The organism is Oryzomonas japonica, from assembly GCF_008802365.1.
GTDB classification, from domain to species: Bacteria; Desulfobacterota; Desulfuromonadia; order Geobacterales; family Pseudopelobacteraceae; genus Oryzomonas; species Oryzomonas japonica.
In genome coordinates this window covers 192,298-218,812 of sequence record NZ_VZQZ01000007.1, presented here as the reverse complement: position 1 = coordinate 218,812, position 26,515 = coordinate 192,298, and the positions used below count along the sequence as shown (strand labels likewise).

Annotated in this window: 28 protein-coding genes; 4 read left to right on the top strand and 24 right to left on the bottom strand. The window is 57.4% G+C overall.

Annotated elements, in window-relative coordinates:
* Nucleotides 1-95: 95 nt before the first annotated feature.
* From F6V25_RS12280 to F6V25_RS12210, 15 genes are all read right to left on the bottom strand, one after another.
* Nucleotides 96-1,466: a sigma-54-dependent transcriptional regulator gene (locus tag F6V25_RS12280; protein ID WP_151128844.1), complete on the bottom strand. Its 1,371-nt coding sequence runs from the start codon at nt 1,464-1,466 to the stop codon at nt 96-98.
* On the bottom strand, nt 1,463-2,980 hold the full coding sequence (locus tag F6V25_RS12275) for a sensor histidine kinase (protein WP_151128843.1): 1,518 nt from the start codon (nt 2,978-2,980) through the stop codon (nt 1,463-1,465). The genes F6V25_RS12280 and F6V25_RS12275 overlap by 4 nt, the downstream gene beginning before the upstream one ends.
* 3 nt (nt 2,981-2,983) lie before the next feature.
* Nucleotides 2,984-3,775, bottom strand: coding sequence for a prepilin peptidase (locus tag F6V25_RS12270; protein ID WP_420849980.1), 792 nt, complete (start codon nt 3,773-3,775; stop codon nt 2,984-2,986).
* Nucleotides 3,772-5,535, bottom strand: a complete 1,764-nt coding sequence (gene ptsP, locus F6V25_RS12265; protein WP_151128842.1) for a phosphoenolpyruvate--protein phosphotransferase — start codon at nt 5,533-5,535, stop codon at nt 3,772-3,774. Before ptsP (F6V25_RS12265) ends, F6V25_RS12270 begins: the two co-directional genes overlap by 4 nt.
* Nucleotides 5,516-5,782: an HPr family phosphocarrier protein gene (locus F6V25_RS12260; protein ID WP_151128841.1), complete on the bottom strand. Its 267-nt coding sequence runs from the start codon at nt 5,780-5,782 to the stop codon at nt 5,516-5,518. Before F6V25_RS12260 ends, ptsP (F6V25_RS12265) begins: the two co-directional genes overlap by 20 nt.
* A gap of 60 nt (nt 5,783-5,842) precedes the next feature.
* Complete coding sequence (locus F6V25_RS12255; RefSeq protein ID WP_151128840.1) at nt 5,843-6,238, bottom strand: PTS sugar transporter subunit IIA; 396 nt, start codon at nt 6,236-6,238, stop codon at nt 5,843-5,845.
* Entirely contained in the window at nt 6,235-7,098 is an 864-nt protein-coding gene (gene rapZ / locus F6V25_RS12250) for an RNase adapter RapZ (RefSeq protein WP_151128839.1), read from the bottom strand. The genes F6V25_RS12255 and rapZ overlap by 4 nt, the downstream gene beginning before the upstream one ends.
* A 3-nt stretch (nt 7,099-7,101) precedes the next feature.
* Nucleotides 7,102-8,061 carry an HPr(Ser) kinase/phosphatase gene (gene hprK, locus F6V25_RS12245; protein WP_151128838.1) on the bottom strand — a complete coding sequence of 320 codons (960 nt, stop codon included), beginning with the start codon at nt 8,059-8,061 and terminating at the stop codon, nt 7,102-7,104.
* A gap of 28 nt (nt 8,062-8,089) precedes the next feature.
* Nucleotides 8,090-8,638, bottom strand: a complete 549-nt coding sequence (gene hpf / locus F6V25_RS12240; protein ID WP_151128837.1) for a ribosome hibernation-promoting factor, HPF/YfiA family — start codon at nt 8,636-8,638, stop codon at nt 8,090-8,092.
* A gap of 51 nt (nt 8,639-8,689) precedes the next feature.
* Nucleotides 8,690-10,129, bottom strand: a complete 1,440-nt coding sequence (gene rpoN, locus F6V25_RS12235) for an RNA polymerase factor sigma-54 (protein WP_151128836.1) — start codon at nt 10,127-10,129, stop codon at nt 8,690-8,692.
* Between the two features lie 83 nt (nt 10,130-10,212).
* Nucleotides 10,213-10,953 carry an LPS export ABC transporter ATP-binding protein gene (gene lptB / locus F6V25_RS12230; RefSeq protein ID WP_151128835.1) on the bottom strand — a complete coding sequence of 247 codons (741 nt, stop codon included), beginning with the start codon at nt 10,951-10,953 and terminating at the stop codon, nt 10,213-10,215.
* Nucleotides 10,937-11,452, bottom strand: a complete 516-nt coding sequence (gene lptA, locus F6V25_RS12225) for a lipopolysaccharide transport periplasmic protein LptA (protein WP_151128834.1) — start codon at nt 11,450-11,452, stop codon at nt 10,937-10,939. Before lptA ends, lptB begins: the two co-directional genes overlap by 17 nt.
* Nucleotides 11,449-12,006: an LPS export ABC transporter periplasmic protein LptC gene (gene lptC / locus F6V25_RS12220; RefSeq protein WP_191966174.1), complete on the bottom strand. Its 558-nt coding sequence runs from the start codon at nt 12,004-12,006 to the stop codon at nt 11,449-11,451. Before lptC ends, lptA begins: the two co-directional genes overlap by 4 nt.
* A gap of 108 nt (nt 12,007-12,114) precedes the next feature.
* Entirely contained in the window at nt 12,115-12,633 is a 519-nt protein-coding gene (locus F6V25_RS12215) for a KdsC family phosphatase (protein ID WP_151128832.1), read from the bottom strand.
* Nucleotide 12,634: 1 nt separating this feature from the next.
* Nucleotides 12,635-13,600: a KpsF/GutQ family sugar-phosphate isomerase gene (locus F6V25_RS12210; RefSeq protein ID WP_151128831.1), complete on the bottom strand. Its 966-nt coding sequence runs from the start codon at nt 13,598-13,600 to the stop codon at nt 12,635-12,637.
* A gap of 221 nt (nt 13,601-13,821) precedes the next feature.
* Between F6V25_RS12210 and F6V25_RS12205 the strand changes: the two genes are divergently transcribed.
* Nucleotides 13,822-14,364 (top strand): epoxyqueuosine reductase QueH, encoded by a 543-nt coding sequence (locus tag F6V25_RS12205; protein ID WP_151128830.1) that lies wholly within the window; start codon nt 13,822-13,824, stop codon nt 14,362-14,364.
* The gene (locus tag F6V25_RS12200; RefSeq protein ID WP_151128829.1) at nt 14,361-14,573 is read left to right on the top strand and encodes a DUF2905 domain-containing protein; all 213 of its coding nucleotides are present in this window, start codon (nt 14,361-14,363) and stop codon (nt 14,571-14,573) included. The genes F6V25_RS12205 and F6V25_RS12200 overlap by 4 nt, the downstream gene beginning before the upstream one ends.
* A gap of 94 nt (nt 14,574-14,667) precedes the next feature.
* On the opposite strand, the gene F6V25_RS12195 is transcribed toward F6V25_RS12200, so the two are convergent.
* Entirely contained in the window at nt 14,668-14,835 is a 168-nt protein-coding gene (locus F6V25_RS12195; RefSeq protein ID WP_149305927.1) for a DUF362 domain-containing protein, read from the bottom strand.
* Between the two features lie 246 nt (nt 14,836-15,081).
* On the opposite strand from F6V25_RS12195, the gene F6V25_RS12190 reads away from it, so the two are divergent.
* The gene (locus F6V25_RS12190; RefSeq protein ID WP_149305928.1) at nt 15,082-16,347 is read left to right on the top strand and encodes an acetate kinase; all 1,266 of its coding nucleotides are present in this window, start codon (nt 15,082-15,084) and stop codon (nt 16,345-16,347) included.
* 93 nt (nt 16,348-16,440) lie between these two features.
* On the opposite strand, the gene F6V25_RS12185 is transcribed toward F6V25_RS12190, so the two are convergent.
* Nucleotides 16,441-17,238, bottom strand: a complete 798-nt coding sequence (locus F6V25_RS12185; RefSeq protein WP_151128828.1) for a tetratricopeptide repeat protein — start codon at nt 17,236-17,238, stop codon at nt 16,441-16,443.
* Between the two features lie 211 nt (nt 17,239-17,449).
* Between F6V25_RS12185 and ptsP (F6V25_RS12180) the strand changes: the two genes are divergently transcribed.
* A complete protein-coding gene (ptsP, locus tag F6V25_RS12180; RefSeq protein ID WP_338045597.1) occupies nt 17,450-19,807 on the top strand; it encodes a phosphoenolpyruvate--protein phosphotransferase in 2,358 nt (785 codons plus the stop codon).
* A 51-nt stretch (nt 19,808-19,858) separates the two neighbouring features.
* Here ptsP (F6V25_RS12180) and rodA read toward each other — a convergent pair whose 3' ends face one another.
* The 7 genes from rodA to F6V25_RS12145 form a co-directional block, all read right to left on the bottom strand.
* Nucleotides 19,859-20,959, bottom strand: coding sequence for a rod shape-determining protein RodA (rodA, locus tag F6V25_RS12175; RefSeq protein WP_151128826.1), 1,101 nt, complete (start codon nt 20,957-20,959; stop codon nt 19,859-19,861).
* The gene (gene mrdA, locus F6V25_RS12170) at nt 20,952-22,874 is read right to left on the bottom strand and encodes a penicillin-binding protein 2 (RefSeq protein WP_151128825.1); all 1,923 of its coding nucleotides are present in this window, start codon (nt 22,872-22,874) and stop codon (nt 20,952-20,954) included. The genes rodA and mrdA overlap by 8 nt, the downstream gene beginning before the upstream one ends.
* Nucleotides 22,871-23,359: a rod shape-determining protein MreD gene (mreD, locus tag F6V25_RS12165; protein ID WP_151128824.1), complete on the bottom strand. Its 489-nt coding sequence runs from the start codon at nt 23,357-23,359 to the stop codon at nt 22,871-22,873. Before mreD ends, mrdA begins: the two co-directional genes overlap by 4 nt.
* On the bottom strand, nt 23,352-24,170 hold the full coding sequence (gene mreC / locus F6V25_RS12160; protein WP_151128823.1) for a rod shape-determining protein MreC: 819 nt from the start codon (nt 24,168-24,170) through the stop codon (nt 23,352-23,354). The genes mreD and mreC overlap by 8 nt, the downstream gene beginning before the upstream one ends.
* Before the next feature lie 71 nt (nt 24,171-24,241).
* Nucleotides 24,242-25,138 (bottom strand): glucose-1-phosphate thymidylyltransferase RfbA, encoded by an 897-nt coding sequence (rfbA, locus tag F6V25_RS12155; RefSeq protein WP_151128822.1) that lies wholly within the window; start codon nt 25,136-25,138, stop codon nt 24,242-24,244.
* 64 nt (nt 25,139-25,202) lie between these two features.
* Nucleotides 25,203-25,784: a D-glycero-beta-D-manno-heptose 1,7-bisphosphate 7-phosphatase gene (gmhB, locus tag F6V25_RS12150; protein ID WP_151128821.1), complete on the bottom strand. Its 582-nt coding sequence runs from the start codon at nt 25,782-25,784 to the stop codon at nt 25,203-25,205.
* Complete coding sequence (locus F6V25_RS12145; protein WP_151128820.1) at nt 25,775-26,401, bottom strand: hypothetical protein; 627 nt, start codon at nt 26,399-26,401, stop codon at nt 25,775-25,777. Before F6V25_RS12145 ends, gmhB begins: the two co-directional genes overlap by 10 nt.
* Nucleotides 26,402-26,515: the final 114 nt, after the last annotated feature.

The window sequence follows — 26,515 nt, the reverse complement described above, 5'->3', positions numbered from 1 at the left end:
ACTGTTTTTAATGAGTTTTACAATTGGCGTCCGGGTGACTCCGCATTTTTTTCATACCTGATCGGTCGCCCGCCGAGCAACTACGCAATTTTTGCTTACTCAATCCCGAACTCTTTGAGCTTATACAGCAGCGAGCGGTGGCTGATTTCCAGGATGACGGCGGCCTTGGTGCGGTTGCCGCCGGTCTTGATCAGTGCCTTGCGAATAAGGTCCCGTTCCAGGGCGTCTTCAGCTTTCTTGATGGAGAGGTTTTCGTCCGGCAGGTGTACTTCGGAGGCTCCCACCCCGCCCCGAAGCCTGGGAGGCAGGCACTCGGCGGTAATAGCGTCGCCGACGCGAAGGATGGTGGCGCGCTCGATAACGTTTTCCAGTTCGCGGACATTGCCGGGCCAGTCGTATGCCGTCAAGAGCCGCATGGTCTCCGAAACGATCCTGACCGGCGCGGCGTCATCGCCGGCTCCGTATTTGGCAATAAAATGTTCCGCCAGGAGGGGAATATCCTCGATCCGCTCCCTGAGCGGCGGCAGGGTGATGCTGAAGACGTTCAGCCGGAAGTAGAGGTCCTCGCGGAAGTGACCGGAGCGCACATCCGCCTCCAAATCCCGCGACGTGGCCGAGACGACCCGCACATTGACCTTGCGGGATGCGGCAGCCCCGACCCGGCGAATCTCCTCCTCCTGGAGCACGCGCAACAGCTTGACCTGCAAAGCCTGCGGCATCTCGCCGATCTCGTCGAGGAAGAGGGTTCCGTTATCAGCCTGTTCGAACAGACCGGCCTTGTCGCCGGAGGCGTCGGTGAAGGCGCCCCGCACATGGCCGAACAATTCGCTTTCCAGCAGGTTTTCGGGGATGGCGCCGCAGTTGACCGCCACGAACGGTTTCTTTGCCCTGTTGCCACAGGAATGAATGGCGCTTGCCACCAGTTCCTTGCCGGTGCCGGACTCCCCCAGAATCAGCGCAGTGGTTTTGAGGTCGCCAATCCTGCGGATCTGGGAGAATATCTCCAGCATGGCCGGATTGCGGCTGATGATGCCGCAGAAACCGTCCTTGCCGTCCACGACCTCACGCAGCCGCTGATTCTCCGATTTGAGGCGTTCCCGTTCCTCGGCCTTCTTCAACACCATCACGATCTCGTCTTTTTTGAACGGCTTGGAGATGAAATCGTAAGCCCCCATCTTCATGCATGCGACCGCCGTGTCCACCGTTCCATAGGCGGACATCATGATGAACGGCGAGGCGATGCCCGCCTCCAGCGCCCGGGCCAGGAGGGTCTTGCCGTCCATTTCCGGCATGCGGATATCGCAGAGGACAAAGTCGTACGTAGCCGACTGGAGACGTTCCAACCCGGCAACGCCGTTGGCTGCCGTGTCGGCCAGATATCCCTGGCGGGTCAGCATGACCGAGAGCATGTGACGCAGGTTTTCTTCGTCGTCGATGACCAGGATACGTTTGGGGCTGTCGATCATGGGGCGTCTTCCGCAACCTGGGCGGGAAGCCAGACGGTAAAGCAACTTCCGGTGCCCGGCACGCTCTTCACGGTGATTCTGCCTCCGAAGGCCTCGACGATGCGCGCCGATATGGCCAGTCCCAGGCCGGTCCCCTTTCCGGGCGGTTTGGTGGTGAAAAAGGGGTCGAAGATACGCGCAAGATGTTCCTCAGGTATGCCGCCGCCGCTGTCCATAACATCCAGCCGCAGACAGCAGGCGGAATGGCGGAGGAATGGCGGGCAGGCGTCCTGTTTGGCCCGAATGGCCAGCTTCCCCCCATCCGGCATGGCATCGCGGCTGTTGAGAATCAGGTTGATCAGCACCTGCTGAAGCTGGTGAGGGTCAACCAGCGCCATGGGGAGATGCTCGTCCAACTGGGTGGATACCTTGATGCGCTTGAACGCCCCTTGCTGCGCCAACAGTTCGAGGGATGCGGTAACCAACGGGCTGAGGTCGCACGCCTCGACAGCGCTGCCGCGGGGCCGGGCAAAATCCAGGAGTCCCCGCACAATGCGGTCGATGCGGTTGCAATCCCCGGAGATGCGCTGGGCGTAATCCTGAACGGCGGAATTATGCGGCTGTTCGCCGGAAAGCAGTTCGGCGTATCCCATGATGGATGCCAGCGGTGTACCGACCTCGTGAGCCATCCCGGCCGCCAAGAGTCCGATGGAGGCCATCTTTTCGGTGTGAATCGCCTCTTCCCGAGCTTGGCGCAACTCCTCGTTGGCCTTTTCGAGAGCAGCCACATGTTCGGAAACCAGCCGTTCCTTGCTGAGAAGGGCGCGGGACATGTCGTTAAACGATTCGGCCAAGCGGACGAGTTCCGCGCTGCCGGAAACATGGACCTGCTGGCTGTAATGGCCACCGGTGATCTTTTCCGTAGCGGCCAGCAGGCTGTTGATGGGTTTCACCACGATTCTCGACAGGATATAGGAACCGAAACCCAAGAGGAGAATGAAGTCGATAACGAAGTAGGTCATGAAGAGCTTCTGCGAACGATGCAGACGTTCGTCCTCAGCAGTGAGCGACAGCACGATCCCCGCCCTGCCGACGGTGACGCCGTTTCGTATCACCGGAATAACGCGGGCGACAGCTCCCCCACCCGGCAGGACCGCGCCCCGTTCCAGAGACAAGGGGGAACCGCTGAAGGGGAGATAGATATCGACCGATTCCGTGCCGGCAGTAAAGATGACCTTTCCATTGGCATCGAGCAGGGAGAGCCGCATAAAAACACCGTCATCGGCCAGTTTTTGGGCGAATACGGCCGGAGGCGATGCGGGCAGGATCATCCCCTCCGGAAAGGTCGGCACCACATCGGGCAATTGGGCGACAAAGGCGCTTAACAACGTCCGTCCATAGTCACCCTTTTGCGAATAAAGATCATTGGCGGAGGTTTTGAAGGCCAGCGTGCTGAAGAGCAGCCACGCAAACAGCAACATGCAGGCCAGAAAGGCAAGGATGGATACCGTCAGGCTGAGTCGGATCGAGCGCACCGTTTATCCCCTCACGGCGCTGCCCACGTGGAGATACCACTGGATGAGCTGCCCGCCGTAGAAGATGTACAACACCGCGCCAAAGGCCAGATAGGGGCCAAAGGGGATGGCCAGCTTGGAATCCTTCTTCTGGATCAGCATCATGGCTATCCCTACCACCGATCCGACCAGGGAGCTGGCAAAGATGATGAATGGAACGGCTTTCCACCCCAGAAAGGCGCCCATCATGGCCAACAGCTTGATGTCGCCCCCCCCCATGCCTTCCTTGCCGGTCAGCCACTGGTAGCAGGAGGCTACCAGCAACAGGCTGCCCCCACCCAGGAGAATGCCTACCAGGGAGCCGAGCCAGGTCTGCATCGGCAGGAAGAAGGAGAAAATGAAGCCGATCACGATCCCGGGCAGAGAGATCTCGTCCGGGATAATCTGGTGTTCGATATCGATGAAGGTGATCACCACCAGGGCGCTGCAGAGGAGAAACAGCGCCAGGAAACTCAGAGAAAGCCCAAATCGCCAGAACAGGGCCAGGGTCAGGAGGCCGTTAAGCAGCTCCACCAGCGGGTACTGCAGCGAGATGTGCGCCCCGCAACCGCGGCATCTGCCCCGAAGCCACAGGTAGCTCAGCAGCGGAATATTGTCGAACCAGCGGATGCGGTACTTGCAGAGGGGGCAGTGGGATGGCGGGAAAACCACCGACTCGTTCCTGGGCATGCGGCTGATGCAGACGTTCAGGAATGAGCCGACTACCAAACCGAACGCGGAGATAAACAGAGTGAGGACAAGGATAGGGGACATCATTCACGACCTGTCTGAAAATGGATGGCTATCTGCTGCTTCAGAAACGCTTCGATCTCGACGGCGGTGGCAAAGGAAAAACAGGCGTGCGCAATCTCCGCGGCGCGCTCCCTGCTGCAACGGCGCACCATCTGCTTGACCCGGGGAATCGACGTGGCATTCATGGAAAGTTCGTCAAAACCGAGCCCGAGCAGGATCGGCAGAAAGAACGGATCTCCGGCCATCTCCCCGCAGATGCACGCCGGTATGCCTGCCAGGTGGGCCGCCTCGACCACCCGCCGCAGAGAACGGAGCACGGCCGGATGCAACGGCTGGTACATGGGGGCCAACTGTTCGTTGGAACGATCGACGGCAAGAGAGTATTGGATAAGATCATTGGTGCCGACGCTGAAAAAATCAGCCTCCCGCGCCAGCAGGTCGGCCAGGGTCACTGCCGAGGGAATCTCGACCATGATGCCGGCTTGGATATCCCTGTCAAAGGGGAGGCCGGCCGTTGCAAGCTCTTCTTTGGCTTCATCCAGCAAGGCCCGCGCGCGGCGCAGCTCCTCCAGGCCGGAGATCATGGGAAACATGATACGGGTAGGGCCGTTGATGCTTACCCGCAGGATGGCCCGCAACTGTTTTTTGAACTCATCCGGCATGGCCAGCGCCAACCTGATGGCGCGCATCCCCATGGCGGGGTTCTGCTCCACACTGAGCGGGACTCCGGCCAGCAGCTTGTCGCCGCCGGCATCCAGTGTCCGGATGGTAAGCGGATGGGGGGCGACAGCCTGTTGCATGGCGCTATAGATGCGGTACTGTTCGTCCTCTTCCGGCATCTCCAGCCGATTCATGAAAAGCATCTCGGTGCGGTACAGTCCGACCCCCTCCCCCCCATGGCTGAGGACGAAAGTGCCCTCTTCCGGCACCTCCACATTGCCCTTGAGCTCGATACGGTGACCATCGAGCGTCAGGGAGGGCAATGCGGCGCTCTTGAGCAAAGCCTGCTCATCGTATTCATAACGCTGCTTCAACTTGAGGTAACGCCGAAAGGTTGCCTGGTCGGGGTTCAGGATCAGGGTCCCGCTACTGCCATCGAGAATCGCCGGGGCATGGTCGTAGGCCAGATCGGCAACATCGTCGATGCCCGCCACGGCGGGCAGCCGGAAGGCGCGGGCGAGAATTGCGGCATGGGTCGTTCGACCGCCGGCCTCCGTGACCATGCCGATGATGCGCGCCTTGTCCATTTGCAGGATATCGGCAGGCATAAGATCATGGGCAACGACGATGGTCTGGCCATGCTCCGCAGAGATCGGCACCTGCACCTGGCCGGTCATGGTACGGAGGATTCTTTCGACGACCGCTTCGACGTCGCTGATCCGTTCCCGCAGGTAGGCATCCTCTATGCCGGCAAAAAATTCCCGGTACTTGTGGAGGGTGCGGCGTAAGGCCCCTTCGGCATTGATTCGTGAGCTTTCGATGATTGCCGCCGACTCGCTGAACAAACGGTCGTCGGACATGATCAACAGGTGGGTTTCTATGAAGATGAGGTGGTCGGAACCGGCATTTTCAGCGAGTCGCGTTCTGACCGCTTCAAGCTCGGAGCGGGTTTGCTCGATGGCGGTCCGCAGGCGCTCTATTTCGGCATCGATGCTCTCGTGTTCAACCGAATAGGCTTCTACCGTCGGGCTTTGGCGGTCAACGACCTGCAACCTTCCGACCGCAATGCCGGGGGACATTGCGATGCCGGAAAACAGGCGCATGTCATTCTTCACCGAAGCCATTGGCGATCAGGTCTCCCATGGTTTGCAGGGCCTCTTCCTCGTCTTCGCCGCTCGCGCTCAGGCGGACCGTCGTACCCTTTGAAGCAGCCAGCATCATGATCCCCATGATGCTCTTGCCGTTTACCTCGATCCCTTCCTTTTCCAACCGAATCTCCGAGACGAACCGGCTGGCTGTCTTGACGAACAGGGCCGAAGCGCGGGCATGCAGGCCGAGCTTGTTGACTATCGTACATTCCTTGTGGAGCATGGCGTAGTTATAACCTCGTGGGAGCGCGCTGCTCCGAATATGGGCGTGAATCCGGTACCGCTATTTTTTCAGGAACTCGCCGGCAACGATGATGCCTTCACGACCGCACCGCTGAAGTTCGGCCGCCAGTTCGGGAACCCCCATGCGGGAACGTTTTGCACAGAATTCAATGATCATGGGCAGGTTGACGCCGGTCAGCACCTCGACGGTGCCGTCTTTCAAAAATGACATGGCCATATTGGAGGGGGTCCCGCCAAAGAGATCCGTCATGATGACGGCGCCTTCTCCACTCACCTTTTCCACCGCGGCAACCACCTTGGCCATGATCGGCTCGGAACGTTCGTCAGCCGCGACCTCGACCTTTTCGCAGGCGTCGATCCGGCCCACGATCATCTCTGCCGTATGCAGCAGCGCCTCAGCCAAGCCCGCATGAGTTACAAGAACCAGTCCTGTCATTGTTGTCCCTTTTCAATATCTCTGTGAGTAATACGCACTGCGGGGAAATTGCGCCGCAGGTGTTCCGCCGTTGCTTCGGCAATGGCAACCGAACGATGACGCCCCCCCGTACATCCGATGGAGATGGTCAGGTATGCCTTCCCCTCCCTCTGATAGGCCGGTATCAGCATGTTTACCAGCGGGAAAAAGGAGTCGATGAAGCTTTTTGTCTCCGGCAGTCCCATGACATAGTCCCGCACCTCCGGATCAAGCCCCGACAGATTCTTCATCTCCGGGACAAAGAACGGGTTGGGGAGAAACCGCACATCCATGACAATGCTCGACTCCATAGGAATACCGTAGCGAAAACCGAAGGATTGGACATCCACGACAAATGGACTATCCCCCTCCTCGCCCCTGACGATCCTCAGAACGAAATCCCTGAGCTGATGGACGTTGAATTCCGAGGTGTCGATAATCTTGGATGCCATCTGACGCAGCCCGGAAAGCTGTTTACGCTCGATGCGGATACCTTCGCTGACCGAACAATGTTCGGCGGCGGGATGGCGGCGACGGGTTTCGGAAAAACGCCGGACCAGGGTTTCGTCGAGGGCGTCGAAGAAGAATATATCGATGCTGTGGCCGGCATTACGGATCTTCTGAAAAGCGCTTTCGTAGCCTTTGATAAATTCACGGCCGCGGATGTCGGCGGCCAGAACGATCCCCTTGAAGGTCTCGCCCGATTTCTCGATCAGATCGACAAAACGCTTGAAAAGGCGTACCGGCAGATTGTCGATGCAATAAAAGCCCTCGTCCTCCAGGGCCCTGACCGCCGTGGACTTTCCCGAGCCGGACATGCCGGTTATCACAATGATGCGCATGGCCTACTCCACCTCGTTGCCCAAGGGGCGCAGTTCAATCCGCGACATGAGCCGTTCCTGGAAATCCCGCGCAGAATGATACCCCATTCCCTTGAGCAGGAAGTTACGGGCAGCCACTTCGATGATTGACCCCAGGTTGCGTCCCGGCCTGACCGGTATGCAGATGTGGGGAATATCAACCCCCAGAATGGTTTTCCGGCGATCATCCAGGCCAAGGCGGTCGTATTCCTGGTCGGGGTCCCACTCGACCAGTTCCAGCACCATGTCGATGATCTTCTTTTCCCGGATGGACGAGACGCCGTAAAGGTCTTTGATATTGATGATACCCAGCCCGCGAATCTCCATCAGGTGCTGGATAGCCTCTTCGGCCAGGCCGACGAGGGCCGCCGGTACCTTTTTCTTGATAAAGACCATATCGTCGGCCACCAACCGATGCCCACGGATCACCAGATCAAGGGCGCACTCGCTTTTTCCGATACCGCTTTTGCCGGTCAGCAGGATACCGACTCCCAGCACGTCAACCAGCACACCGTGCAGGTGGGTGGTGGGGAGCAGGCGTTCTTCAAGAAACTTGGTGATCAGCGAGATGAAGGTCGAGGATTGGTGAGGGGTGCTGAGGACCGGTATGGCGGCATTGTCTGCGGTATCCAGCAGGCAATGGGGGGGCAGCAGTCCTTTGGTGATGATAAAACAGGAGATCGGAAATACGCAGAGCGTCTTGATGCTTTCCGCAGCCAGACGGTCGTCGACCTGATTGAGGTAGGAAATTTCGGTGTTGCCGAGCACCTGAATCCGCTCGGGATGCAGGTGCTCGGTGTAACCGCTCAGGGCAAGGCCGGGCTTCTGGATGCGTGGGCTGTAGATCCGGTTCCCCATCCCCGCTTGGCCGGCAAGCAGTTTCAGGCCCAGGCCGTACTCACTGTCATCCAGTATTTCCTGTATGGAAAGGCTGATTCCGTCCAATTGCATCTCCAGCGTGCCTGTCCGGCAATTACGCCCGTTGAGGCTCGATCAGGCCGAAGTTGCCGTCTTTGCGACGATAGAGAACGTTGATTTCGCTGTTAGTCGAGTCGGTAAAGACGATGAAATCCTTATTGAGCAGATCCATCTGCATGACCGCTTCCTCCACCGACATCGGCTTGGCCGTTTCCGTTTTGGCCTTGATGACGACCGGCTCGCCGCTGGCTTCAATACTCTCGGCCTGGAACACCTTCTTGGTCAGTTGACGGCCACGCTCGTCGGTAGCGGGTTTGTGGGTCTTGATCTTTTCCTTGTAGCGTTTGAGCTGGCGCTCCATTTTGTCGATTACGGCATCGATGGCGGCGTACATGTCGTTGGTCGCCTCGGAGGCCTTGCTGCTGACACCTTTGGCGTTTATGACGATCTCCACGATGTGGCGGATCTTCTTTTCAACCGTAAAGAACACCTGGGCAGTGATCGGCCCGTCGATATATTTGGTAACCCGTTCAAGCTTTTCCTCGGCATACGATTTGAGGGCATCGCTCTGTTCCATGTGCCTGAATGTCGTTGTTACCTGCATACCTTCCTCCTCGTGTATCGTGTAGTTGAGTGGTGCCTCGGACTTTGAGGTTTAAAAATGACGCTTTCGTTCAGATGAGGAGCCGATCCTCAAAAGTTCGCGGTACTTGGTGACCGTGCGCCGGGCAATATTGACGGTCTGCCCGGAAAGCAGCTCGGCGATTTTCTGATCTGAGAGCGGCTTACGCGGATCCTCCTTTTCTATAATCTCCTTGATGCGGTTTTTGACACTCTCCGAAGCGACGAAATCCCCCTCGCTGGTCGAAAGGCCGCTGTTGAAGAAATATTTCAGCTCAAACAGCCCCTGGGGGGTCTGCATATATTTGTTGGTGGTGACCCGGCTGATCGTGGATTCGTGCATGCCGATATCGTCGGCCACATCCCGCAGCACCAGAGGGCGCAGGAATTCGATGCCCCGGTCGAGGAATTCGCGCTGGAACCTGATGATACTTTTGGCGACCTTGTAGATGGTGCGCTGGCGTTGCTGGATGCTTTTGATCAACCACATGGCCGAGCGGACCTTTTCGTTGATATACTCCTCGGCTCGGGAATCGACCCCGGCGTTGCCCTTCACCTCGGTGTAATAGGGGCTCAGACGTAGACTGGGCAGCCCTTCTTCATTCAGCATGACCACATATTCTTCGCCTACCTTGTAGACGAAGATATCCGCCGAGATGTACTGCACGTCCTCGGAGCCGTAAATCCTCCCCGGGCGGGGGTCGAAACCGGCAATGATCTTGGCCGCCATCAGCACCTGATTGAGATCGACCCCCAGATCCCGGGCGATTTGCTTGTACTTGCGGGTTTCCAGATCGTTCAGGTGGTTGAGCAGCACCCGCTCGACGACGCTCCCCTCCATCCCCAGAAAGCGGGCCTGGATCAAGAGACATTCCTTCAGATCGCGGGCTCCGACGCCGGTCGGATCGAATTCCTTGATGCGTTCCAGAACCGACAGCACCTTTTCGGAATCGCAGTTGCAGACCTGGGCTATCTCCTCCACTGAGGCGCGCAGGTAGCCGCTCTCGTCGATATTGCCGATAATCTCTTCGCCAACCTGGACCTCGGCATCAGAAAAGGGCCCCATATGGAGCTGCCAGAGCAGATGGTCGTTCAGCGTCCCCTTGCGGGTCAACATGCTCTCGAATGACGGGCGGTCGTCCTCCCCGCTGTACTGCTCGCCGGAACTGTAGTTGTAGCCATCCAGATAGCTGTCCCAGTCCCGCAGGGTATCTTCGCCGGTTTCTACCTCATGGAATTCCTCGCCGTCCTGTTCCGGTTCGCTTTCCTTCTCTTCAAGTTCCAAAGATTCGGGTTCGCGAACCTCCTCGGCCTCGACGCTTTCTTCCAGAAGCGGATTCTCCTCCAGCTCCAGGCGCACGACATCCTGAAGCTCCAGGCGGGTCAACTGGAGCAACTTGATGGCTTGCTGCAACTGGGGCGTCATCACCAGTTGCTGGGTCATCTTCAGTTGTTGTCGCATCTCCATTGCCATGCCGCTTCTACCTCGAACAGGATGTGATGTTCAGTGCGTGCGCACCGAATCTGCAACCAAGAACCCGTGTATTTGTGCCTTCGTCAGAGACGGAAATCGTCTCCCAGGTAGATTTCCCGCGCTTTGCGACTGGACGCGATGTCGTCAGGCGAACCGAATTCCAATACCTCGCCGCCGCTCAAAATATATGCCTCATCGCAAACCCCCAAGGTTTCACGTACGTTGTGGTCCGAGATGAGCACGCCGATGTTGCGTTCCTTGAGCGACACGATCAGGTTCTGAATGTCGGCCACTGCAATTGGATCGATGCCGGCAAAGGGTTCGTCCAGCAGGATAAAGGCCGGGTTTGTGATCAAAGCCCGGGCAATCTCCACCCGCCGTCGTTCGCCCCCGGAAAGGGCGTATCCTTTCGCGCCGGCGATATGGCTGATCCCGAATTCATCAAGCAGTTCCGCCATGCGACGCTTGCGGCTATCGCGATCCGGTTCGACCGTTTCCAGTATCGCCAAGAGATTGTCGGCCACAGAGAGCTTACGAAAGACCGACGCCTCTTGGGGAAGGTAGCTGATGCCCCTGCGAGCCCTTTGATACATGGGCAACCCCGTAATTTCGTCGTCGCCCAGAAAGACCTGACCGCCATCAGGCCGGGCAAGGCCGACCACCATGTAGAAGGTTGTGGTTTTGCCGGCGCCGTTCGGCCCTAGCAGCCCAACCACCCTGCCCGCTTGGATGGAGAGGTCAACCCCCTTGACCACCTGACGACCGCCGTAGTTTTTGAGCAGGCCACGGGTCCAGAGCCGGAGAGGTTCAGCGTGTACCGGCATTGCTTTTTTTGCCCGTCGGATGAATGACCACCTCTACCGGACGACCGGCTCCACTGGAGACCTCACTACGGTCCTCATCGATAAAATAAGTAATAATATTACCCGACATGGTATCGGCTCCCTGCATGATTTTGGGGTTGCCGGTCAAGGTGATACGACCCAGCTTGCTTTCATAGACCGCATGGGAGGCGGTCCCGATACGATTTTCCTGAACGATGCGCACATTGCCGTCCGCTTCGATCTTTTCGACGTCGTTCTTCTTGTCGCCGTAATTGATGGTGAGCCGGTCGGCATAGATGGTGATATCCCCCTGCTTTGCCACGACCTTGCCGCTGAAGATCGCTGTTTTGCCTTTGTTGTCGGCGGCCAGTTCATTGGCCTTGATAGCAATGGGCAGACTCGACCGGTCCTTGTGGGCGGCGGCAAAAGCGGTGGCCAGCGGGAGCATCATGCCAACAATGATTATAAATAATAATGATTGATTTTTCATCGTATTCATCTATGACTCTTCGAACCGGCCACGCCGGCATCAATATCCTTGAGGAATCGGGCTTTCTGACTCTTTACGTCCAACTCCATCCCCCGTGCGATGAGGGTCAAACGCTGTTGCCGGAACGCCACCTTGTCCGATGTCCTGAACAGGGAACGCGCCGCCACGTAGTCAACGGTCTCGGTATCGAATATGACCCCGGTCTCCGTTACCACATGGACTTTTCCGCGCAAAGCGACGTTCCGGCTTTTACTGGAATAGGTTCCTTGTGCCGCAGTCACCGTAATGGCCCCGGCAGTGGCCGTCCGGGCAAACTCCATGCGAATATCGGACAGGTTGGCGACATCGCCGCTTTTGTCATACTCTGCCTTCTTGGCCACCAGTTCCCAGACAGCCCTACCCTCGCGTACCTCGTAAAAGCGTGCGCTGTGGATGGCCATGTCGATGTTCTGGGGAAGTTGCCGCGAGACCGGCTCCGGTAGGGCCGCCTGGTGTGAGCCTTTCAGGGTGATGGCGGCCACAATGCCGATAATCGCCGTTATGACAAGAATAGCCAGTGCCAACCTGATATTTCCGGGCGATACCATATTGGCGTATACTATACCATCGGCCGGCAGGGCTGTCCAGCAAAAGGTACCCCTTGTTTATTTTTTGGCACAAAGATTGAATAATCAACACAAATCATAACGCGCCGTGACCTCGTTCCACTTACCGCACCCCTTGAGAATCAGGTCGCACACCTCGCGTACCGCGCCTCGCCCGCCGTCGCGGGACGCAATGTAATGCGCCGCATCCTTTGCCTCGGAAAGGGCATCATGGGGCGCAGCGGCAAATCCGACACGCCGCATGACCGGCACATCGATGACGTCGTCCCCCATGTACGCGATCTGGCTGTCGGCAAGGCCGGTCTTCCGCTTGACGTCTTCGTAGCTCTCCAATTTTTTCAGGGCTCCCTGATAGACCAACTCGATCCCCAACTCCTGGGCGCGAACATTCACTACGGCGGACGAGCGCCCGGTAATGATCCCCACCTCGATGCCGGCACGCTGCAGCATCTTGATGCCATGTCCGTCCTTGACGTTGAAAACCTTGGTTTCAAGACCGTTGCCATCGTAGATGATGCCGCCGTCCGTCATGACGCCGTCGACATCGAGGAGAAGGAGCTTGATTGTTGTGAGACGCGCGTCCATGTTATGCGATACCCGCCCTGAGGATGTCGTGCAGGTGGATGATGCCGCAGGGAACGCTCGCCTGCTCGTCGTCAAAGACAAACAGCGAGGTGATGGAACAGCGTTCCATCACCTGCAACGCGGCCGCGGCCAATTCCTGACGCATGATGTGCTTGGGATTGAGCTTCATGATCTCGGCGGTCTGCTTGCCGAGAATGTCATAGCCGTGCTCCAGAGCCCGGCGAAGATCGCCGTCGGTAATAACCCCCCGCAACGCCCCCCCTTCTCCGGTCACGCCGGTCACCCCCAACCCCTTGGCGGTAATGACGAACAGGGCGTCTTTCATCAGCGTATGCTCGGAGACGAGTGGTATCGCCTCGCCGCCATGCATGAGATCCTCGACACGCAACAGCAACTTCTTGCCCAACGAACCGCCGGGATGAAAGATTGCGAAATCCTCGGCGCGAAAGCCTCGCTTCACCAGAAGGGCCACGGCCAGCGCATCGCCCATGGCCAGGGTGGCGGTGGTGGATGCCGTCGGTGCGAGCCCCAAGGGGCAGGCCTCTTCCCGAACCGAAACATCCAGGAAAACATCGCTGCTGCGCGCCAGGGCAGAAGTTGGGTTACCGCTCATGGAAATCAGGTGGGCGCCAATCCTCTTGATGGCCGGCAGGATGCGCAGCACCTCTTCGGTCTCCCCGCTATTGGAGATGGCAATCACCACGTCGCCGGTCATAATCATCCCCAGATCGCCATGGATCCCCTCGGCGGGATGAAGAAAAAAGGCCGGCGTGCCGGTGGAGGCCATGGTGGAGGCGATTTTTTGCCCGACCAGCCCCGATTTACCCATGCCGCTGACGACCACACGCCCCTTGCAGGCCAATATCAGTTCGACCGCCGCCTCAAAAGCGCCGCCGATTCTTTCCGCCATGGCCAGCAGGGCTTCGGCTTCCGTCCGTATCACCCACTTGGCTTTTTCTAAAATCATTTCGAGTCCCGCCTGTGTCGTATAGTGTGCCGACCTTGTTTCAGTCAAGCGAAGCAGTACATACCTAAAATCAGAAAAAATAGCAACCTTTGATGAGGCGCCCGCCGCTCCCGGCAGCCACGGACTTGATGCCGGCGCTCTGATTTTTCTTTGAACCAACGGACGCTTGGGGGTACAATATCACAAAAAGCATAACGTCAGACTAGGATACTCCTCCAAACATGAATATTCTTCTCCATACCTGCTGCGGGCCGTGCGCCCTCTATCCGCTGCGCAGACTGCGCGCCGCCAATCATACCGTCACCGGTTTTTTCTTCAACCACAACATCCACCCCTACCAGGAATACGCCCGCCGGCGCGAAGCGGCGCAGCAGATGGCCGACGGCGAAGCCATGCCTCTTATGGTCCGGGACGAGTATGATCTTGAGGGATTTTTGACCAATGTTGCCGCAGAGCCGGAGAAGCGGTGCAGCTACTGCTACGCCTCGCGCCTGAGGGCCGCCGCCGCGGCCGCTTCCGAGCACGGCTTTGAGGCATTTACCTCGTCGCTTTTGTATAGCCGCTACCAGCGGCACGAGGAGATCAGGGATCTGGGGGAACAGGCGGGCAGAGAGTTCGGCGTGGCTTTTTTTTATGAGGATTTCCGCACCGGTTGGCAGGAAGGGATCAGATTGTCGAAGGAAATGGGGCTGTACCGCCAGCCGTATTGCGGCTGCATCTACAGCGAAAAGGAACGCTACGCCCCGCGGGAGAAACGGCCATGAACGGCCTGGGGCGCCCCTTGATCATCATGGGGCTCATCCTGGTGGCAGCGGGCCTTGTGCTGTCTTTTGCCCCGCGCATACCGTGGCTGGGGAGGCTTCCCGGAGACATCGCCATCAAGCGGGAGCATTTCAGCTTCTATTTTCCCCTCGCCACCAGCATCCTGATTTCCGCCGTCGTATCTCTCATCCTCTGGCTTATCAGAAAATAGGAATATGCGCGGGAAAAATGTGAAACGGTTCCGTATACTACAAAAAGAGCCCGTGTTTCCACGGGCTCTTTCAGCAACTTTGCCTCAATGCCGATTAGGCATGGATAGCATTCACGGGACAGGTATCCACGCAAGCGCCACAGTCAATGCAGGTATCGGCGTCGATTGCACGCTTGGCCCCCTGTTCGCTGATGGCGTTCACCGGACAGGAATCCTCACATGCGCCGCAATTGGTGCAATCGTCGGTAATGGTATGAGCCACGGTTTCACCTCCTTGTAAGATTGGCCTTCCTCGCGGAAAACATTTTTATGTATACCATGTTGCCAATCAGTTGTCTAGTCAAGAATACGAGACCGAATCATTGTGGATTTTTACAAAATGTGTTGAATTCAAAACGGCACTACGGTATATATCAAAAACAGTTTTATTTTAACAGGTTATTTTAGCAAGAGTGTTCTTTTTTACTGATATTATAAATCTATCTCCGTTTATTCGAGGGAGGACACCATGATTATAATGGCGCTGAACTGCGGAAGTTCCTCAGTGAAGTACCAGCTCTTCGACTGGGAGCGCAAGGAGATCGTGGCAAAAGGCATGGTGGAGAGGGTCATCATCGGCGATTCGTTCATCATGCACGAGGTCCCCGGTCGCGAGACCCACCATTACGAGCAGGACTGCCCCAACCACCAGGCCGCCATCGACCTTGTCATCAAGACCGTCACCGACCCGGTCACCGGCGTGTTGAAGAGCGTGGCAGAGATCTCGGCCGTTGGCCACCGCGTGGTGCATGGCGGCGAAAAATTCACCTGCTCGGTGATGATCGACGACAAGGTCCTCGATGCGGTCAAGGAGGTCCAGCATCTGGCCCCGCTCCATAATCCGCCCAATATCGAGGGGATCGAAGCGGCCCAGGCGCTCATGCCGACCATCCCCCACGTGGCCATATTCGATACCGCATTCCACCAGACCATGCCGGAGTACGCCTATATCTACCCGCTGCCCTACGAGTGGTACGAGAAGTACCAGGTCCGGCGCTATGGCTTCCACGGCACCTCGCACCTGTACGTATCCAAACGCGCGGCCGTTCTCCTGGGCAAATCTCCAAAAGAATGCAACATCATTACCATGCACATCGGCAACGGTGTTTCCCACTGTGCCATCAAAAACGGCATTTCAGTGGACACCACCATGGGGCTCACCCCGCTGGAAGGTGCCGTCATGGGGACGCGCTGCGGCGATATCGACCCGGCGATTCCCGCCTTCATGATGCAAAAGGAAAACCTGTCAGCCAAGGAGATCGACAGTATCCTCAACAAAAAGAGCGGCGTCATGGGCATCACCGGACGATTCACCGACCGCCGGGACGTGATCGAGCACGCCCAGGCCGGCGACCTCCGGTGCCAGCTTTCCCTGGAAATAGAGGCCTACCGCTTGAAGAAATATATCGGCGCGTTCATGTCGGTTGTGGGCAGGCTTGATGCCGTAGTATTCACCGCCGGCGTCGGCGAGATGGGCGCCCCGATCCGTGAAAAGGCCATCGAGGGGCTGGAGCACTTAGGCATCATCCTGGACAGGGAACGCAACAGAAACGCCATGACCCGCAAGCGGGAGTCTCTGATCACCACGGACGATTCGCCGGTCAAGGTTTTTGTGATCCCCACCGACGAGGAGTTGGTCTTCACCGAGGATGTGGTGGCCATCCTGAACGGCACCTATACCGATCACATGCACTTCGAATACTCGTTCGGCAAGCAGGACTTTGTCCGAAAATAGCGCGTGCAGCCTCCCTTCACCCCCTGTCACGAAAAAACCGGCGTAAAGCCGGTTTTTTCGTGACAGACAAAGCCCTGGCGATCACAAGCTGTCTCATTCCTTCAGTTCATCCTTCAGCCCTTCGACCACCGCCTTTACCTCGGCGACCATTTCCTCAGCCTGGGAAGATTTTTCGCAATTGAGATACTGTTCAAAATAGTGCACGGCATCCCGGGTCCGTTCCTGATCCATGCAGATTCCGCCCAGGGTCAGGTAGGCCATACTGAAGCAGGGGTCCAACCGCACGGCCTCGCGGCACTCCTCTTCGGCCGCTTCCAACTCTTCCACGTCGTAATATAACTCTCCCAGGTTGTAGTGAACAGCGGGATCGTCAGGATCGATCTCGATTCCTTTTCGGTACGCCTCCACGGCGCCTTCAGTATCCCCCTGCCCATAGAGGGCGTCGCCCAGGGCATTCCAGGCAAAAACATTGTCCGGTTCCAGTTCGAGGGCTTGGTGATAGGCACGAATGGCATCATCGCCGCGTTCCTGGCTGTTGTAGACCAAACCGATGCTGACCAGTGCATCCGCATCCTTCGGGTCCAACTCCAGCACGCGCTGGTAACTGGCAATGGCCTCACGGGGCCGGGCAGCCTCGAAATAAAGGTCACCCAGGGTTGTCAACGCATCCGGGTCGTCCGGCAGACGCTTCAGACCCTCGCGGTAGCTGGCGATGGCGTCGTCCAGACTCCCCCCCTCAGCCAGGGCGTCCCCACAACAAAACCAGCCGTCAGGGTCATCAGGATACGCCTTTCGATACTCCTCCAGAACGGCGACCGCCCCGGGCGCATCTCCCGACTCAAGGAGATCAATACCTTTACGCAAAAGCTCATGAAGAAGTTTATCGGGCATGGTTGTCTCCTGTAATGCATGAATGGTAACAGATGCTGGCAAGATATCAGAACTGCTCATCATGTTTCCACAAAATTAATGGGATGGCAATCCGAAGTGAGTTCCCGCCCCGTATACCCTACCATAGTTCGATTTTGCCAAACAGGATTTTTAAAGACTTTTACTTCGCACGCAAAATAATCTATAGTTTGGAGATATATTTGCAACGGAGATGTTCATGAAAGAGAGCCATCACTCAATCGGTCTGCGCACACTGGAAGACATCAGCGCAATCATTCTCCATTCCCATGACCTGCATGAAACCTTGGACAATATCGTTACAATCGTGGCCAAACGCATGGGCACGGATGTCTGTTCAATCTACCTTCTGGAGCAGGATGGTGAAACCCTGGTGCTGAAGGCCAGCAAGGGTCTCTCCAAGGCATCGATCAACCGCGTTTCCATGACGGTCCACGAGGGGCTCACCGGCCTCACGTTCGAGAGCCGCGGTATGGTCATGACCGACAACGCCCCTGCCCATCCCCGCTATAAGTACTTCAAGGAGTCCAAAGAGGAAAAATTCCTCTCGTTTCTCGGCTTGCCGCTCTTCGAGCGCAAGACGCCCATCGGCGTCATCGTTATCCAAACCCGCGAGGCCCGTGATTTCAGCGAAGACGAGATCAGCGCCCTGCGCACCATAACCTTCCAGATCGGCAGCATCGTGCATAACGCCCGCCTGCTCGATTCCATCCAGCGCACCGAGCAGGAACGCGCGTGGTTTGAACGGGAACTGGCCAAAATAATGAACGGCGACACTATCAGCGAACCGCCGGCCGTGAAAAAGACCGACAAAAAGAGCTCCTCTCCGCCGCGCATGCTGGCCGGCAGTGCCGTTTCGGCGGGATTTTGCCGGGGCAAGGTCTATATCCTCGACCGTTTCAGCGACAAGGTCATCAAGGTTGCCAAGGTCGGCACCAAGGCCGATGAACATCACAAGCTCAGCCTGGCCCTGGAAAAGGTGAAGATACAGACCCTCTACATGGAGAAGCGGGTCAGCGAAACCCTGTCCGAAGATGATGCCGCCATCTTCCACACCCACCTGATGATCCTTGAAGACCGGGGATTTTCCAGCAAGGTCTGCGATCTGATCGATCAGGGGATGGGGGCGACCCGCGCCGTGCACGAGGTTGTCCATCATTACGTGCAGGCCTTCTCAGCCATGGAAGATCCCTATCTGCGTGAACGGTCGGCGGATATGGAAGACATCGGTCGGCGCCTGATCGACTGCCTGGAGGGGAACGACAAAACGGCGGCGACCCTGAAGGAGAAACGGGTCCTGGCTACGGATGAGATCTTCCCTTCGGACCTTGCCATGCTGGATCACGACAAGATTCTCGGTATTGTGGCCGAGAAGGGCAACATGTACTCACATGTCGCCATCATGGCAAAATCCCTGGGTATTCCGGCCGTTCTGGGAATACCGGGGCTCATGGACGCCTCCAACGTCAAGGACGAGATCATTGTGGACGGCACCTCCGGGCATATTTACATCAACCCGGATGGAGCCATAAAGAGGGAGTACGAGCGGCTTGAGCGGGACCATGCCGGACGCCAGAAAGAGTTGGAAGGTCTGCGGGGGTTGCCGGCGGTGACCCGCGACAACGTCACCATTGTCCTGAATGCCAATATCGGCCTGGTTTCCGACGTCCGGGTCGCCAATATGCACGGCGCCGAGGGTGTCGGCCTCTACCGCACCGAGTTCCCGTACATGACGCGCAGCACCTTTCCCGACCGCCATCAGCAGGCCGCAGTTTATCGCAAGATTTTGGAGGCGTTCTCCGGGCAATCGGTCAACATTCGCACCCTGGATATCGGCGGCGACAAGGCTCTGCCGTACTTTAGCTGCCCCCACGAAGAGAATCCCTTCCTGGGGTGGCGCTCCATCCGCGTATCCCTGGAACGACAGGATATCTTCCGGGAGCAGTTGGCCGGAATCCTGCTTTCATCCCCCGCCGGCACCCCCAGCATCATGTTTCCGTTGATTTCCTCGGTGGATGAAATCCGCCAGGTGAAGGAGATACTTGCCTCGGTGAGGGAAGAACTGGAGTTGGAGGGGCACGAACTGCGCGAGGACATCCCGCTGGGAATCATGATCGAAATACCGGCGGCCGTCCAGATCATCGAGCATCTGCTCAAGGAAGTCGATTACGTCAGCATCGGCACCAACGACCTGATTCAGTACACATTGGCCGCCGATCGAAACAATCCCCGGGTGAAGCAGTATTACGACCCATACCACCCGGCGGTGCTTCAATCCATCAAGCGGGTGGCCGATGCGGCGACAAAGGCCGGCAAAAAGGCGTCCGTTTGCGGTGAAATGGCTACCGAACCGATCAACGCCCTGCTCATGGTGGGCATGGGCATCCGTGAATTCAGCCTCTCGGCCCCCAGCATCCCGGTGGTCAAGCAGGCCATTCGCTCCCACAGCATCCCCGAGTGCCGCACCCTGGCACGCCAGGTCCTTGCCTGCGCCAGCAGCGTTGACATCAGAAGGAAGCTGGACGAAGCACGCAAGAAGCTGCTTGTCTAATGTCCTGTGCGGTTAGTCCCGCACAGGCCCCCTCCCCGCCCTTCGGCCGGATTAGAACATGAACCGCCGCATGCTGATATTCTGCAGAATGCCGATCCCCACCATGGAGGTAATCATGGACGTGCCGCCATAGGAGAAGAACGGCAACGGCACCCCCACCACCGGAAACAGGCCGATCACCATCCCCATATTGATGACGATGTGCCAGAAGAGCATGGCCGTCACCCCAACCGCCAGCAAACTGCCGAACCGATCGTTGCAGCGCCGAGCGATGTTGAGCCCCCACAGTACCAGGACGAGATACAGGACGATCAGCACCAGGCAGCCGATAAACCCCCACTCTTCGGCAAATACCGAAAAGGCGAAATCCGTATGCTGCTCCGGCAAAAAGCGTAACTGGGACTGGGTGCCTTTGACGAACCCTTTGCCGAAGACGCCGCCGGAACCGACGGCAATCTTACTCTGGATTATGTGGTAGCCGCTTCCCAGGCGCGAACGCTCCGGGTTAAGAAAATCGAGGATGCGGTCTTTCTGATACGGTCGCAGCAACTTTGCCCATCCAAACCAGGTAAGCGGCACCATCACCACGGCAAAGGTGACCACCGTTGACCATCTGAGCCCCACATAGACCGCTATGGAAAGAGCGATCAGGAGGACCAGAACAGCGGTCCCCAGGTCAGGCTGTTTCATAATCAGAAGAACCGGCACCGCCAAGATACCGAGCGGGAAAAGCACATCCTTGACGCTCAAGCCGTTTACCGTCTGCACACTCGTGAAATACTTGGCGAATGTGGCGATGATGACAATTTTCATCAATTCCGACGGCTGAACATTGAAAAAACCGAGGCTCAGCCACCGTGTCGCCCCCATGGAACGACGCCCCACCACCAGTACAGCCACGAGGAGGATGATCAGAAAGCCGTAGAACCAGTAGGAAAAATCCTCCAGGATGTGATAATCGAGACTGCAGATGACCGTAACGACCAACAACCCGAACAGCACCCAGTAGAGTTGCTTGAGGTAATAGGGAGCGCCGACAATCTTGTAGGGCGTTGTGGCGCTGTAGATGTTCATGATGCCCAACAGGCAGATCGCGGCCACAAACCCGATCAACATCCAGTCGATATTTGTCAGCAGGCGGCGGTCAATCATCAGCATTTTCCTCATTCACGCCCTGTTTTTTTGCGGGCGGCTCCGGTTCGTCGTCAGTACCCTCGTCCCCCTTGCCCTTTAGGCGTACCGGCTCCTTCTTGGGCGGTTTCTTACTGTCGAACCAGGCCCGCAGGATGCGTCCCGCAATGGGCGCGGCCGCCGAGCCGCCGTGCTCGCCATGCTCCACAATCACCGCCACGGCGATTTCCGGCTTTTCATAGGGGGCAAAGCCCACAAACAGGGCGTGGTCCCGATACTGGTACGGCGTCGCCTGCTTGCTGTCGCGCAGCTTGACCACTTGTGAAGAACCGGTTTTGCCCGCCACATGCACATCAGAGAGCCGCGCCGCGGCGCCGGTTCCCCCCGGCTCGTTCACCACGGCGAACAGCCCCTGTTTGACCAGCTTGAATTTATCCGCCGAGATGCCGGTCGTACCCATCAATTCCGACTTGAACTCCCTGAGCGGTTTACCGTCGGCATCAACGATACGCTTCACCAGGTAGGGACGGTACACATTGCCCTCGTTGGCCACCGTAGCGATCATGGAGACCAGCTGGATCGGTGTCATCAGCACATACCCTTGGCCAATGGAGACCGGCAGGGTCTCGCCGTGAAACCAACGCTTGCCGAAGCGTTTCAGCTTCCATTCGGCGGTGGGGATGAGTCCCGCCTTCTCATGCGCCAGCCCGATGCCCATGGGCGAGCCGAGCATGAATCTCTTCGCCATGGCGGCGATACGGTCCACCCCCAACCGCTCACCCAACTGGTAATAATAGACGTCACACGACTCGCGCAGCGACTTTTTAAGGTTGGTGACGCCGTGACCATGCTTGTTCCAGCATTTGAAGGTCGAGCTCCCCAACTCATAGGAGCCGTTGCAATTCACGCTGGTGTTCTCGTCGATCTTACCATCCTCCAGGCCTGCCAGTGCGGTGATGACTTTGAAAGTGGAGCCGGGAGGATACTGACCGCTCAGTGCCTTATTTTCAAGGGGATGGCGTTTGTCATCCAGGTACTCCTTCCAGACATCCGCCGGCATTTTCCCGCTGAACAGCGCAGGGTCAAATCCGGGATTGCTGACAAAGGCCAGAACCTCGCCGGTGTTCACGTCCATGGCGACGGCCGCTCCGGCTTGGTCTCCAAAGGCCTTTTCCGCCTGTTTCTGAATACGCGCATCGATGGTCAGCACCACGCTGTTACCGACCGTGGGATAGGACTCGGAAACAGTCCGCAAAACCCGGCCGCGCGCATCCACCTCCAACTGCCGGCCACCGTCATTGCCGTGCAGTTCCTTTTCCCAACTTCGTTCGATGCCGTTCTTGCCGAGATAATCGCCGGGATTGTACTCTTCGAACCCCTTGGCGTTCAATTCATCCTCGGAAATCTCGCCGATATACCCCAGCAAATGGGCCGCCAGTACGCCGCTGGCATACTCCCGCACCGGCTTCATCTCGATCTCGACACCCGGCAGACGCAGATGGTTTTCCTCCACAATCTCCACTTGGTCGCGACTGATATTCGACGCGAGAATGATCGGGTAATACTTGGCCCGGCCCTTCCCTTTCTCCCATCGTTCGCTCATTTCGGCGCGATCCATGCCGAGCAGCTTTGCAAGGCGATCGAGCAATTCGTCCTTGTTCTCGACCTCCTGAGGCACAACCGCCAGGCTGAATGACGGTTGGTTGCTCACCAGCACCGTACCGTTGCGGTCCATGATGGCCCCGCGGGATGCGGCAACCGGTACAAAACGCAGGCGGTTGTTTTCCGACATGTTACGGTAATTATCGGCGCTCAGAATCTGAAGATGCCACAGACGCAGCAGCAGCAGGAAAAATATGCCGCCCACCACAAAGGAAAGGATCAGAATTCTTCTCTTTGACTCCGAGGTCTCGCGGACGAAACGTTGTTCTTTCATGGTGTTTCCAGCGGGCGGTCGAAACCGGGAATAAGAGGGACAAGGGATGCGACGAAGGCATTCACCAGAAGATGGGGCAGCAAACCAATACCCATTGAGTAGGCAATGCCGGGCGACGCGGTGAACATGACCAGGAGGAGAAGATTTATGGCGACGCAACTCAAGGTGGCCACGCTGGCGGTTATCACGAAAAGCGGGGCGCTCTCGGTGTAGAGCCGGTCGGAAATATTTTTGATAACCAGGAAGATGAGGAGAAAACTAAAGGCATTGAGCCCGAGATAAAGCCCGCTGAACACGTCCTTGATAATCCCCAGTCCCCAGGAAAGCGGCGCTCCTGTCTGGAACGAACCACGCAAAGCCAGGTAGACCACAATGATCAGCAACAGATCCGGTTTGAAGGACGAAGTGATATGAACCGGCAGCACCGATGCCTGAAGTACCACAACCGACACGATAACGATCAGCGCTACACCCACCCTAGTCATGAGTGTTCACCACCACGAGCACATCCTCCAGGTGGGTGATATTCACGGTGGGACGGATGGTTACAGTCTGGAAAATCCCGTATTCCCCCCGCTTCACCATGGTCACCTCGCCGATCGGCAACCCCTTCAGGAACACCCCCCCGATGCCGGATGAAACAACTATGTCTCCGACCTTGACGTCTTCTTCGCGGGTAGCGAACTCAAGTTGGCAGAGCCCGTCCCCCTTGCCCTTGACCACGCCCCTGGCACGTGACCGCTGAATGGTGGCGGCAATGCCGCTGGAATGATCGGTCAAGAGCAGTACGCGGGAGCTGGAGGGGGCGACCTTGACAATCTGGCCCACAATACCGTCAGCCGCCACCACGGCCATCCCCTCGGTGACCCCACTGGAGCTTCCGCGATCAATGACCAGGGTTCCGAACCAGGGACTCAGGTCCTCTCCGATCACGGTGGCGGCCAGGGTTGGCGCCTTGATCGAATTTTTGACGTCCAAAAGTTGGCTTAGGCGCTTGTTTGCCAGCACCGCTTCTTCCGCGGCAATGAGACGGCTGTTAAGCAGCTTGACCTCTTGAATCAGATGCAGGTTTTCCTGGCGCACATTCACCAGATCGAGGTAATTGGTCCAGACAGTCTCGCCGAAGACACTCAATTGAAAAAACGGCTTTGCGATCGGCTCGAAAACGGTCATGATCCCGCGCTCGACGATGTTGGCATCGCGTTTATTGGGGATATTGATGGAATAGAAGATCAAGGCCGCGAGGATGGCGACCGCAGTCAGGATGAAGAGCGCATATTTTTTAAAAAAATCCATATTTGTCAACTCGATGCAGGCGTAATAACAGACCGCCTGGCCGTCGTCTCCCGCTTTATTGCCGCAAGTTATTAGTTTCTGCCACAGAGCTCGTTTTCACCGTATACCCGCATGAGATAGTCGCGGTAACTCGAATGAGGAGTTTTATCAATGATCTGCTTCATGTGTACGCAATCAATGAACCCGCGGCGCAGTGCAATCTCTTCCAGACAGGCGATCTTGAGCCCCTGACGCGACTCAATGGTTTCGATGAAGTTGCTGGCTTCCAGAAGACTCTTGTGGGTGCCGGTGTCCAGCCAGGCTATGCCCCGCCCCAACCGTTCCACCGTCAACTCGCCACGCCGCAGGTAGGCCGTGTTGACATCGGTGATTTCAAGTTCTCCCCGCGGCGATGGGGCGATGGACTTGGCCGTATCCACCACCGTGCTATCATACAGATAGAGGCCGGGGACCGCGTAGTGGGATTTAGGCTCTTTCGGTTTTTCTTCGATGCTGAGTACCCTGCCCGATGCGTCGAACTCAACAACACCGTAGCGCTCGGGATCATTGACCTGGTAGCCGAAGATACGCGCCCCTCCCTGGAACTCCGCAAAGATACGATCCAGGTTCATCTTGCCGTAGAATATGTTGTCCCCCAGAATCAGGCATACCGGCTTGTGATCGATGAATTCCTCTCCGACCAGGAAGGCCTGGGCGATTCCCTTGGGCTCGGGCTGAACCTTATACGTGATGGAAATGCCCCAGCGGGAACCGTCACCCAAAAGCTTCTCGAACCGGGGAATGTCGTGGGGCGTGGAAATCAGCAGCACATCCCTGATGCCGGCCGCCATGAGGGTTGCCAGGGGATAGTAGATCATTGGCTTGTCGTAGACCGGTTGCAGCTGCTTGCTGGCCACCAGGGTCAACGGGAACAGGCGGCTGCCCGCGCCACCAGCCAGGATAATACCTTTGGTGATGCCGAGAGTCATGGGGAGAATCCTTTTCGGGTGATTTAATGTGAATAATAATTATGGCATGCTTGACGGTACCCTGTCAAACCTCATCACATTTGGATACCAGGGAGAGAACAGCAGCCAGCAGGTCGTCACACACCGAGGTCTCCGGCAAGACCCGCGCCTCCTCGGAGGCGCCGTAGCCGCTTCGCACCAGGATTGTGCGGCAGCCAGCAGCAATCCCGGCCTTCATATCGGCCAGTTTGTCGCCGATCATGACCGACGCCGCAAGGTCGATGTTGTGGCGGCGGGCCGCCTCCATGAGCATGCCCGGCAAGGGCTTGCGGCACCGGCAGGGGAGCGAGTAACTGCCCCGGCCCGCCGGATGGTGGGGGCAGTATTGCCACGCGTCCACCCGCGCGCCTGCTTTGCCGAGTTCGACGGCAATATGACGGTGCAGGATTTCAACATCCTCTTCGGTGTAATATCCCCGGGCGACACCGGACTGGTTCGTAACGACCACCACCAGAAAACCGGCCTCGTTCAAAAGCCTGATCGCCTCCGGCGCCCCCGGGATAAACTCGAAATCCTCGATCCGGTAGAGGTAGTCCTTCTCCACATTGATGGTGCCATCCCGGTCCACGAAGACGGCCCGTTTCTGAGCGCCGAGGCCTAAAACCATTTCGAACCGCCCACCAAGCGGCGAAACTCCTTCTTCATTTCCGCAATCATGACAGGAATTCGCATTTCAAACGTGCTCCAGGACCGTTGGATATCCGTAATCTTCTTTTGTTCATCCTGGAAAATGGCGGCGGGGGTGCCGACCGTGGCGGTTATTTCCGCAACAATACCTTCATCCTCTGCCATGAAGGCATTCATGGCGGAGCAGAACTCGTCGCTGAAGTAGATGCCGTTCTTCTGGTAGACATCGAAGAATTCCTGGATGGATGTCAGGAATTCCTGGGCAAGGGAGACGACCGCCGCGAGGTTGCTCTGCCCCGGCCGGGAAAGCATCCGGCCGTTTTTGCCGATGTCTATCATGATACCGTATAATTGAACCAGGGAATCCGACCTGCTGTCCTGCATGGCGCCGAAGATCATCTTTTCCTCGGTCAGGGCGTTTCTGAACTGGTCGAGCGTATGGGTGACATCCAGATGGAGTTGCTGTTTGAACAGCTCGTGCCGTTTGTTGATTTCGTGCACGATAACCGACTTGGTGGACCAGGCGACTGCCACAATAATGGCAATAGCCACTCCACCGATGGTCAGGAATTGGATGGCAACGTCACTTGAGAACATAGCAGCCCCTCCTTGGGGACACAGCCGGACACGGCATGAAAGTGGTGTAAACAACTATTTGACAAACCAACGCTAATCGTTCTATTTTGCATAAGCTGTGAGTACATTTTTCGA